The sequence below is a fragment of the Sulfitobacter sediminilitoris genome, from assembly GCF_010667575.1.
In the GTDB taxonomy this organism is placed as follows: Bacteria; Pseudomonadota; Alphaproteobacteria; order Rhodobacterales; family Rhodobacteraceae; genus Sulfitobacter; species Sulfitobacter sediminilitoris.
Genome location: NZ_JAABNT010000021.1, coordinates 39,874 through 48,941 on the forward strand (window position 1 = coordinate 39,874; position 9,068 = coordinate 48,941).

The window sequence follows — 9,068 nt, forward strand, 5'->3', positions numbered from 1 at the left end:
CTCTTGCTGCAGTGGGTATTGAGCGATGTCAAAGGTGCACTGCAATTTGCAGGTTATCCTTGGAAACAGTTGGCAGCAAACCAGGGGATGAGACATGTCGAAGAAAACAGAAACCGAAACACAATCGCCGACCGAGGCACCGATGGCAGCGGTCACTCAGCTTCAGGAAGCGGGATTTGCAAATATGATGGGCATGGGCACCGCTTGGGTCGAAGCCATTGGCGAGATGAGTGCGGAAATGGTCAGCTTTGTCGCCGATCGCATCAAAGAAGATGTCAAAACACAGCATGAGATTCTGAACTGCAAGAACGTTGCTGAATTGCAGCACGTACAGGCCCAGTTTTTCCAAAAGGCCATAGATCAGTATCAGGCTGAAACCGGAAAGCTCGTTGAGATGACGAACAAGGCATTCACGCCAAAATCCGACGACAACTCCTGAGCTTAGCCAAAGACGTAGCGCCCCGGCGCCGCGTCGAGCGGCTTTGCTGATATAGGCCGGCAATCTACCGGTCTTGCGCTGTGTGCTGCCAGCCATTTTGCCCAATGCGGCCACCAGGAGCCGTCCTTTGGTCGGGTCCTGTCAAACCAGGTTTGCGCGGTGACATGGCTGTGGGCTTCGGTCTTGTGGCTGGTGCGGAAATGTCGACCCTCGTGGCCCGGTTCTGAAAGGATACCGCCATTGTGGCCGCCGTTGGTCAGGGAAAAGGTCACATCAGTGTCAGCCAGCAAACCAAATCGATATACGGACTGCCAGGGTGATACATGGTCTGTTTCAGTGCCGACAGAATAGACCGGGCAGCGAATATCGGTGAGCGCGACGGACGCGCCATCAACCTCAAACCGACCTTTTGCCAGATCGTTCTCAAGGAACAGGTGCCGCAGGTATTCCGAATGCATCTTCGCAGGCATCCGTGTGGCATCGGCATTCCACGCCATCAACGGATTGTCATGCGTGCGCTCTCCCAGCAGGTAGTGCCGGATGACCCTGCTCCAGATCAGATCGTTCGACCGCAGCAACTGGAAAGCGCCCGCCATCTGGTCGGCCTTCAGGTATCCTTTCGTCTGCATCATATCCTCCAGGAAGGCGACCTGACTTTCGTTGATAAACAAGCCCAGTTCTCCGGGCTCCGAGAAATCAACCTGTGAGGCCAGAAGGCTCATGGTTGCGAGGGCTTTATCGCCGTCCCGTGCAAGTGCCGAAGCTGCAATTGCCAGCAACGTACCACCCAGACAATATCCTACCGCATGAAGTTTCTTGGCACCCATCGACCTGATTTGCGCGATGGCTGCACGGATCCCAAGATCAACGTAGTCCTGCATCGACAGATCGGCGTCGTCTTCATCGGGGTTTTTCCAGGACAGGATAAAGACTTCGAAGCCCTGATCGCGCAGGTAGGCAACCAGTGACCGTTCCGATGTCAGATCAAGTATATAGTACTTCATGATCCACGCAGGCACGATAAGGATCGGCTCTGGGTGTACTTTCTCAGTTGTGGGGCGATAGCGGATCAGCTCTACCAGCCGATTGCGCATCACCACGTCGCCGGGCGTGGTCGCCAAGTCCTCTCCAACGACGTAGCTGCTTGGCCTGCGGGGGTGTTTGGACAGCAGACGATTGAAGTCCTCGATCCAGTAGCGCGCACCACGTATCAGGTTTTGCCCTGCTTCCTTACGTGTCCGATCCTGCACCTGCGGATTGGTCAGGGCAAAGTTTGCGGGTGAGAACATATCAAGCCACTGGCGCGCGGCGAAATGCACGATATTGGCGTGTTTGGGATCAACGCCACGCAGCCCGCAGGTGGCAGCGTCCCACCAGTTCTGCGCGCCCAGAAAGCCCTGTGCCATTACGTTATAGGGAAAACCGGCCCATGACGGATCGGCAAAACGTGGATCTTCTGCCGGGTCGATGTCTGCGATGTCTGACACGCCCAGTTTAATCAGTTCTGATAGCTTGTCAGGGGAGGCCAGCAGGTGAATATACCAGTCCACGTAAGCCGTGATCAGCGCTGCCGGCGATAGCCCTCCGGTGAACTGTGCCATCATAGCGTGCCAACCTGCATCGGCCCGATGCGTTGTTCTATCCTCTGTTGTCATAGCTTGGATCTCTGCACCAAAGTGGCCCCGGTCGCGATAGCGTCGCTGGGGTGCGTGACAACGTGTTCGCCGAACTCCAGCCCACTGTGGACTTCGGTCATCTGACCATTGCGGCGGCCCAGCTGAACCAGCCGCCGTTCGGCAACGCCGTCAATCTCGACAAAAACGGCCCAATCGTCACCTGAACGGAACACCGCACTCAACGGTATCTGCATGACATCTTCAGCCCTGTATTCCACGATCCGCAAGAAAACCGAAAACTCATCGCCAAGGTTGGCCCGTTCCTGCGGAGGACTTGTTAGTCTGAAATACGCATCCACCCGCTGTTCCTCGATTCCAAGGGCTGACACCTTGGTGCGGGCCTTGGGATCGATCCGGTCAAGCTGGGCTAGAAGCGTTGCAGGCCCTCCCCAGCGGTCAACATAGGCCAGAGCGTCGGGTTTCAGCCGAACCGCATCGTTGGACAGGATGTCAGCGACCAGCTCCAGGTCATTGGGATCGCCGATGCTGACAAGCGGCGCACCAATAGAAACAGGCCGCTCGCTGATCGCTGCGATGGACAGGATGACGCCGTCAGCAGGGGCGGTCAGTTCGATGCAACATGTCTCTTCCGCTTGCTCAGTCTCTTCAGGGTCCAGCAGGCTTGCGCGTGCCCGCTCAATCGCGCCATCGGCCATTTCAATGCGGGCCTGTGCTGCCTCAACCGTCGCAATCGCGGTAGCCAGACGCTGTGTGTCATCCTCCAGCCTCGTGATCGATGCGACGTTACGCTCAACCAATTGCTGGGTGCGTTCAAACTGCGACTGCGCAAAGCTGCGGGTCTCTTCGGCTTGCCGTAAATCAGCCACGGCAACGTGTCGTGCGGCCAGCGCTTCTTGCAAGGCGGCCTCGGCCTGCAAACGCGAGCGGGCATCCAGCAATCCCGATGAGGATGGCTGGACGACCGCCACGACGGTTTCACCCTTGCGCACCGGATCACCGACATCGACAGGCGACCGCAAGGCCGTTCCCGCAATCGGGGACGCCACTTCAAACAGGTCTTTGACCTGCGTCTTGCCATCCGCATTGATTGTAATCTCAAACGGACCGCGCGTGACTTGTGCGATATCCACCGGAATGGGATCTTCGCGAAAACTGACAAAGGCCAGGCCTCCGACCAGGGCGACCCCCAGACCGATCAGCATGAAAGTTCGTTTGGAATAGGCCATGATATCATTCCCTCGTCTTCATAACGGCGACCAGATCCAGCCGGTCAAGACGCCTGCGCACCACCATTGCAGAGGCGAAAGAGGCACAGAGCACCACAAGGCTGCCGGTGGCAAAAGTGTGCAGTTTTAGTACAAGCGGGATCGCGTAAAGATCACTTGTGAAAGCATTGGTCATTGCTTGCGCAATCCACGCCCCGATGAGCCAGCCAAACGGCTGCGCGATCAGTGCGATCAACATCAGTTCTCCAACAAGAATATAGGAGACTTCGCCCCGACCGAAGCCGAGGATGCGCAGGCTTGCCAGTTCGCGCGCCCGTTCCGATAACTGAATGCGTGCGGCATTATAGGTCACACCCACAGTAATCAGCAGTGCAATCACGATATAGACTGTGTTCATCACGAGGATGTTCTCCTCAATAGTGTCCTGAAATGAACGGCGATTGACGGTCATCTCGATGATACCGGTCAGGCGTGGAATCTCCTTGATCTCTTTGTGCAGCGCTTCGATTTGGCTATCGTCCAGGGTGACATTAGCAGTTGAGAATTGCGGTGCCTGCCGGAAGATCGAATTGATGTATTCAAGATCAACGTAGGCCCCAAGCCCCAGATGCTGCTTTACAACACCCGTCACGTACAGGTTATGTGTTTCACGCTTGCCCGTCAGAAACTCGACTTCGACCAGACCACCGTCCTCAACGCCCAATTGGCGCGCCAGACGTTCTGACAAGAGCAGGCCACCGGGCGGCGCGGTTAGGGGATTACCATCGGTATCCAGTACCCGGCTCAGATCGGCACCGGGTCTGCGTGCCTCAACTGCGACGCGTTTTTCCAAGTGGCCGTTGCGCAGCTTGGCGGCGTGAAATTGCTGGCTTTCGGCTTGCAAGACACCGGGCAACCGGCGGATGTCTTCCAATGCGGATTCAGGTACGTCATCAGCAAAGAGCAGTATCGCATCCTGTCTGTTGGTCTGAAAGAATGCCAGATCGACGATCACGTCCAGCGCATCATTCATAAAGAGAGAAGCGATCACCGACGCCACGGCCAGCGCCAGCCCAAGTGAGGTCAGAAAACTGCGCAGCGGCCAGCGCAGCAGGCTGCGCAGGATCATCGTGGTGGATTGAGACAGCCGCATGCGCGCCATTGCACGGTCGATAATCGAACGTTTGAAGTTGGGTGGGGCAGGGGGTTGCATGGCAATCGCCGGTGCCAGGCGCGCAGCTTTCAGTGCGGCTTGCGAGGCACCAAGGCTGGTTGTTGCCAAGGCCGCCAGTCCAGCGGCTGCATAAACCCAATAAGACACACGAAAGATCACGTAGGGAAAATTGAAGAATTGCGCGTATTGCCAAGCGAGGGTTCGGGCAAGCAATGTGCCGGCAATCCAGCCGACAAGAACGCCCACAACGGCGATCAGACCGGCCAGCATCAGGTAATGCAGGCAGATTTCCGTATCTGAATACCCGATGGCCTTAAGCAGGCCGATTTCACTGCGCTCCAATGCGATAATTCGGCTCATTACCATGCTGACAAGGAAACCAGAGATGGCAAAGAAAATCGGTGGCAATATCAACGCCATCCCCCTGAGCTGTTTCAGCTCAGCATCAAGAAATGCATCAGAAACCTGATCCGTCCTGTCATAGGCCCCCAGGCCACCGTAAGGCTCCAGCAGATCATCAAGGGTGTCGATTACCGGTGCTGGCTGCACGCCGGTGGCGAGCGCCAGGGCCAGCTCATTGAACGCCCCCGTCATATCAAACGCCGCAGCGGCAGCGCGTTCGGACATCCAGATGATCCCAAAGGATTCGTTGTCCGGCATCAATGCACCGGGTCCGATGGTATAGACAAACTCAGGTGACAGAGCAGTGCCCACGATGGTTAGCTCACGTTTTTGGCCACTGAGATTTGCGCTAAAACTGTCTCCGGGTGTGAAGCCGTTGGCCTCGGCAAAAGGCGCGTTCACCACGATCTCATCCAATGCGACCGGATCAGGGAAGCGCCCCGTGACCAGTAACGGCACGTTAAGCACAGGTTGAGCATCTTCTGGATAGGACAGGATTTGCCCCACGGCTGTGCGCACGCGTCCCGGAATATCCAGAATGGCCCCGCCCGAAATCCGCGCCTCAACACTCAGAACGCCTTCGATCTGCGAGATTTCGGACAAGAGCGAGACCGGCGCGCGCTTGGCATGGGCAAAGACATGCGCAAAGCGGTTGCGCTCGTAATAGGCCGACCGTGTTTCAGACAAGGCGTCATACATCCCGATGGACGTCAGCAGGATCGCCACCCCGCACCCCAGCACCATTGCAATGGCAATGGCTTGAACCCAAAGGCGTCTGAAGTCGCGCAGCAGCTTTTGGTCAATCGCCTGCATGCCGCCTCACCACGCAATCTCGGAGGGGGCGATGCGGTTCTTGTTCACCTTCACCTCGTTGATTTTGCCGTCCTGGAAAAAAATCACCCGATGCGCCATGCGCTGGATTTCCGCGTTATGGGTGATGACAACCGTGGTGGTGCCGAACCGTTCATTAATATCGCGCAGGACCTCCAACACCTGCACCCCCGTGGTGCTGTCAAGCGCGCCTGTTGGCTCATCGCAGAGCAGGATCTTGGGTCGCTTGGCAATCGCCCTCGCAATCGCAACCCGCTGCTGTTCGCCCCCCGACATCTCGGACGGAAAGTGATCCATCCGTTTGCCCAATCCCACCAGTTCCAGTGCTTCTTCGGCTGGCATCGGGTCGGGTGAGACATCTGTGACCAGCTGCACGTTTTCCCGCGCCGTCAAACTTGGCACAAGGTTATAGAACTGGAACACGAAGCCCACGTGATCACGCCGGTAGCGCGTCAGCCCGCGGTCGGGCATATCCGTCAACTCGGTATCCCCGAACCACACGCGCCCATCCGTGGCGTGATCGAGACCCCCGAGGATATTCAACAGGGTCGATTTTCCGCTTCCCGAAGGACCCAGCAAAACAGTCAGCTCGCCCTTGTAAAGCTCCAGATCCACGCCATCGAGCGCGTAGACCTTCACCTCACCGGTGTCATAGACCTTGGTGATCCCTTCGGTTCTAAAGATGACATCTGCCACGCGTGCACACTCCTGTTCTCAACCAGTCTATGGAATGCTGCGGCTGCGACATTGATCGACCTCAATGTGCGACGGAAGCAGCGCATGGTTTTCGTAGCGTCGGTACGATGAATAATACATCGCCCATGATCCATCCGCACATGGTGTTTCGACGGATGAGTGCGACCCATTCCAAGGAAAATTTGCCTTTTTTTTCGCCTTTGGACACTACACTGCAATGGTTCCTTACAAATTTTGGCTGCTGCGCCCCGCGCGCGGCGCAGCTTTTGCCAGTCTGCGGGGCTTCTTGCTGAGGCCTCGGTGTTTCGACCTAATGCCGTGTTCAAACTAAGGAGGTTTTCATGAAACGTTTCAAGAGTGACAAGGTCCATCGCATCATACTCAAGGCCCAAGACAAGATGTTTTCCGGTGTCCCGGCAGCATCAAGGGGAGAAGTCTTTAGCTATCATGAGGATGCAAAGCTCCCGATTGATACGGGCAGTGGGACGTGGCGGAACTTCAAGGTTACTCTGGTTTCCTACATGGTCGAGGACGAAGACTATTGGGAGAACGTTCGCCTGGTCGGTACCGCTATCACAAACAGGGAACGTAAGGTCTTTAGCGCACCCGGAGAAGACCGCGCCGACGAGGAGGGAAAGCCCGAAGACATTGGATTGGTCATTCTCGAAAACCAGACCCTCGACATCCTGCCCTACTCCGTCGAGCTGTATATGAGAGCATTTGACGATTCCTCTGACATCACAAAGCTGATCCTTGAGGAATTCCGGTCGGCGGTGTCCGTGGGGCTGGCGGGTGCGACAGCGACGCTTCCCTTCAGTTCATCTGCCCAGACCGTAGGCAGCGCCATCCTCAAAAAGGTCGTCAAAAAGATCGGCGACCCCGACGAGGTGGGCAGCCTGCAACACATCCTGCTCGAAATACCGCACCGCATGTGGAAACGGGAGCCCACGGTCAACTACTGGCTGGGTCACAAGTTCGCTTATTATTACAACTACGATAACGGCTGGCAGGAGTGTTATCTTGTGCTGTTTCGCTTTGAGCTTAAGTCGAAAGAACAGGTTCAAGGGACGGCTGACACCGCGATATCCTCCGAGGAGGAACGCAAGACCCCGGAAGACAAACCTTTTCAAAGCGATTGAAGAGGCCGGCGCAATCGCATCCCCTTTCGGCGCCTGATATCGCTCATGTCGTATAGCGTTCAAGGGGGATTGTTGTGTGGCTGCAATGGTGCTGCTGGAGAGAATCGAACTCTCGACCTCTCCCTTACCAATTATGCGGTGGCAAAAATTTTACATTCTAAAACAATTTATTATGTCTGCTGCGCTAGTACTAAGCTAATTCCAAAACCGAACGCTTCTGCGTCATTTTAGGACACATGCGCTAGTGTGCCCATCATGAAGTCACGAGAATAGTTGAGATGTCGAATACGGGCATCGTCCTCCGATTTGCGCATCACAGTTTCATAGTCAGCAAAGCAGATGAGCTGAGCATCATTTTGGATCAGTTGGAAGTTGCGCTTGTCTAGGAAGGACTGCTGAAAAGAGACTGCCGTAGTTTCATCGGGGAAGTTGAACACAGTCGTTGTGCCACCTGCGTTGTTGAGCAACCCATAGCAAACTACCTTTTGTCGCTCAAAGATGAAGCTTGCAAACTCAACGGTGCTCTCTTGAAAACTCTTCATTACAACTCCGATCATCAAGTTTGGATCCTGACGTTAATCTGATGCTGCACAGCAAAAGACTGAGTCTGGAAGTCTTAGGCCGACATCTTTCTGCATTGCAGCAACGGATGCACAATATTCATGCAACACAAGCCATCGGGCGTTGTTTCTCGCGGCCCACGTCACCCAATCGCTGCAAAAAGTTTGAAGTTTAAACTTTTCATGGCATGCCGCTTGTTATGGAGATGCCCGGAAGCAGGGTTCAAGAAGGGCATGAAGCAACAACGGCAGCTTCTTCTTTAAGCCGGTTGTTCGCAGCAATGGTGTCAAATGTCTCAGTTGCGGGACGAAGCAGACCCCAGCCGAAGAGCCTTTCGCAGATCAAATCCGGCCAGTTGAATTGATTTCTCTGCCGCTTTCTGAGAACCTTGGTTATTTATAAGAGTGTTAGGAAGTTTATTTATAAGAGTGTTAGGAAGTTAATGTGCCGCGCATGAAGTTCGGAACGATTGTTTGTTGCGCTGCTCTGTCTTGGGCCCTAATCGCGCCCGCAGCGTTCTCACAGGAGCAAAACGCAAAGTCCTTGATAGCTGAACTTGGACGCCGACACACCGCTGTGGCAAGCCTCAATTCACTTGAACGGCTTGCAGCCAGGATCGTCTATATCGAAAGCATAGGCATGCTTTCCGAGCATGGTGATTGGGCAGAGGAACAAGCCAACTGGCCCGAAAATGCTGCGACAACCACGTTCGTCTATAGCGTTAAGAACATCTATGGCCGCTTCAAACCCGAACTTGCCGCGCTCCGCCGAACCGCTTCCCGTTCTGGGATCTTTTCGGATGATGAGCACGAGCGCTTCGCATCTCTTGTTGATGAATTGGAGCTATTGATCGAGGAGTCTCAGACCTTCTATGATTTGCTCGCGGCAGGGCAGACAAGTGAGGCAAACTTGTTCTTTCGCGACAATATCCGAGCGCCATACCTAGGCATCGTTCAGGGAAGCTATACGATTGGTTCGGGAGTC

8 protein-coding genes are annotated in these 9,068 nt (G+C 55.2%); 3 read left to right on the forward strand and 5 right to left on the reverse strand.

The annotated features are described in order from the left end of the window. The first annotated feature begins 94 nt into the window (after window positions 1-94). On the forward strand, window positions 95-439 hold the full coding sequence (locus tag GV827_RS20560; RefSeq protein WP_164355695.1) for a phasin family protein: 345 nt from the start codon (window positions 95-97) through the stop codon (window positions 437-439). Window positions 440-441: 2 nt separating this feature from the next. Here GV827_RS20560 and GV827_RS20565 read toward each other — a convergent pair whose 3' ends face one another. From GV827_RS20565 to GV827_RS20580, 4 genes are read right to left on the reverse strand one after another with little or no spacing between them, the layout of a single operon-like run. Then, window positions 442-2,094: a PHA/PHB synthase family protein gene (locus GV827_RS20565; RefSeq protein WP_164355697.1), complete on the reverse strand. Its 1,653-nt coding sequence runs from the start codon at window positions 2,092-2,094 to the stop codon at window positions 442-444. Beyond that, a complete protein-coding gene (locus GV827_RS20570) occupies window positions 2,091-3,302 on the reverse strand; it encodes an efflux RND transporter periplasmic adaptor subunit (RefSeq protein ID WP_164355699.1) in 1,212 nt (403 codons plus the stop codon). Before GV827_RS20570 ends, GV827_RS20565 begins: the two co-directional genes overlap by 4 nt. A gap of 4 nt (window positions 3,303-3,306) precedes the next feature. Beyond that, on the reverse strand, window positions 3,307-5,670 hold the full coding sequence (locus GV827_RS20575) for an ABC transporter permease (RefSeq protein WP_164355701.1): 2,364 nt from the start codon (window positions 5,668-5,670) through the stop codon (window positions 3,307-3,309). Between the two features lie 6 nt (window positions 5,671-5,676). After that, window positions 5,677-6,384 (reverse strand): ABC transporter ATP-binding protein, encoded by a 708-nt coding sequence (locus tag GV827_RS20580; RefSeq protein ID WP_164355703.1) that lies wholly within the window; start codon window positions 6,382-6,384, stop codon window positions 5,677-5,679. A 341-nt stretch (window positions 6,385-6,725) separates the two neighbouring features. Here GV827_RS20580 and GV827_RS20585 point away from each other — a divergent pair, with 341 nt between their 5' ends. After that, window positions 6,726-7,523 carry a hypothetical protein gene (locus GV827_RS20585; RefSeq protein WP_164355705.1) on the forward strand — a complete coding sequence of 266 codons (798 nt, stop codon included), beginning with the start codon at window positions 6,726-6,728 and terminating at the stop codon, window positions 7,521-7,523. 227 nt (window positions 7,524-7,750) lie between these two features. On the opposite strand, the gene GV827_RS20590 is transcribed toward GV827_RS20585, so the two are convergent. Beyond that, on the reverse strand, window positions 7,751-8,080 hold the full coding sequence (locus GV827_RS20590) for a hypothetical protein (RefSeq protein ID WP_164355707.1): 330 nt from the start codon (window positions 8,078-8,080) through the stop codon (window positions 7,751-7,753). A 457-nt stretch (window positions 8,081-8,537) separates the two neighbouring features. Between GV827_RS20590 and GV827_RS20595 the strand changes: the two genes are divergently transcribed. Beyond that, window positions 8,538-9,068, forward strand: a 531-nt coding sequence (locus GV827_RS20595) for a hypothetical protein (protein ID WP_164355709.1), incomplete at its 3' end; no start/stop codon positions are given.